General features: G+C 73.7%; 1 protein-coding gene. It reads right to left on the bottom strand.

The features are described from left to right. Positions 1-1,929: AAA family ATPase (locus tag LLG88_07525; GenBank protein MCE5246754.1), on the bottom strand; the 1,929-nt coding region annotated here is incomplete at both ends.

Below are 1,929 nucleotides of genomic sequence, written 5' to 3'. Positions count from 1 at the left end.
GCCCGGAGGGGCGCCGACGAGCCGCGAGACGGTGTGGCGCTCCTGGTACTCCGACATGTCGATGCGGATCATCGCCCGCTCGTCGTCGAACAGCGCCTCGGCGAGCGCGCGCGCCGTCTCCGTCTTCCCCACGCCGGTCGGCCCGAGGAAGAGGAACGAGCCGACGGGGCGGTTCGGGTCGGAGAGGCCGGCCCGCGCGCGCAGCACGGCGTCGGCCACCGCCTGCACCGCCGGGTCCTGCCCGACGACGCGCCGCCGCAGCTGGTCGGGGAGCTCGCGCAGCCGCTGCTGCTCCCCGGCGACGAGACGGCTCACCGGGACGCCGGTCCAGCGGGAGACGATCTGCGCGATGTCCTCCGGCGTGACCTCCTCCGCGACGAGGCGCGGCCGGCCGTTCGCGCCGCTCTTCCGCTCCGTCTCCTCGATCTTCTTTTCGAGCGCCGGAATCGTGCCGTACTGCAGCTCGGCGGCCGCCTTGAGGTCGCCCTGCCGCAGCGCCTCCTCGCGCCGCCCGCGCGCCCGCTCCAGTTCCTGCTTGAGCGCGGCGAGCGAGGCCGAGGCGTTCTTCTCCTCGTCCCACTGCGCCTTGAGCGCCGCGAACTCGCTCTTCAGCCCGCCGAGCTCCGTCTCCAGCTTGCCCAGCCGCGCGCGCGAGGCGTCGTCGGTCTCCTTGCCCAGCGCCTCCCGCTCGATCTCGAGCTGCAGGACGCGGCGGTTCAGCTCGTCGAGCTCGACCGGCATCGACTCCATCTCGGTCTTCAGCCGCGCCGCCGCCTCGTCCATCAGGTCGATCGCCTTGTCGGGCAGGAAGCGGTCCGCGACGTAGCGGTCGGAGAGGGTCGCCGCGGCGACGAGCGCGGCGTCCTGGATCCGCACGCCGTGGTGGACCTCGTACCGCTCCTTGAGGCCGCGGAGGATCGAGACGGTGTCCTCGACCGACGGCGGCTGCACGAGGACCGGCTGGAAGCGGCGTTCGAGCGCCGGGTCCTTCTCGATCCCCTTGCGGTACTCGTCGAGCGTCGTCGCGCCGATGCAGTGCAGCTCGCCGCGCGCCAGCATCGGCTTGAGCAGGTTCGCCGCGTCCATCGACCCTTCGGCCGCGCCGGCGCCGACGACGGTGTGGATCTCGTCGATGAAGAGGATGATCCGCCCCTCGGCGTCCACGACCTCCTTGAGCGCCGCCTTGAGCCGCTCCTCGAACTCGCCGCGGTACTTGGCCCCGGCGACGAGCGCGCCCATGTCGAGCTGCACGACCCGCCGGTCCTTGAGGCTCGTCGGGACGTCGCCGGCGACGATCCGCCGCGCCAGCCCCTCGACGATCGCCGTCTTGCCGACGCCCGGCTCGCCGATCAGCGCCGGGTTGTTCTTCGTGCGCCGCGAGAGGACCTCGACGACGCGGCGAATCTCCTCGTCGCGGCCGATGACCGGGTCCAGCTTCTGGCGGCGCGCCATCTCCGTCAGGTCGCGGCCGTACTTCTCCAGCGCCTGGTAGGTGGCCTCCGGATTCTGCGAGGTCACGCGCTGCCCGCCGCGCGTCGCGCGCAGCGCGTCGAGCAGCCGCGCGCGGTCGAGCCCCATCGACGCGAGGATGTTCCAGGCCTCGCCGCCGACCCGCTCCGTCGCCAGCAGCAGATGCTCGACGCCGACGAACTCGTCCTTGAGCGCGCGCGCCTCGTCGGGGGCGGCGATGAGGACGCGGTTGAGGCGCGGACCGAGCGAGAGGTCCACCGACGCGGCGCCGGGACCGCCGACCGCGGGGACGCGCCGCAGCGCCTCCTCGAGCCGCGCGCCGAGCGCGGCGACGTCGAGCCCCGCCTTCGCCAGCAGCGCCGGCGCGAAGCCGCGCTCCTGCGCGAGGAGCGCGGCCAGCAGATGCAGGTCCTCGACCTGCTGGTGGCCGCGGCGCACGGCTTCCCGCTGCGCCTCTTC

This window comes from bacterium, from assembly GCA_021372775.1.
GTDB lineage: Bacteria > Acidobacteriota > Polarisedimenticolia > J045 > J045 > JAJFTU01.
The sequence above is the reverse complement of the archived record's forward strand: the minus strand, read 5'-3'. Positions and strand labels throughout refer to the sequence as shown.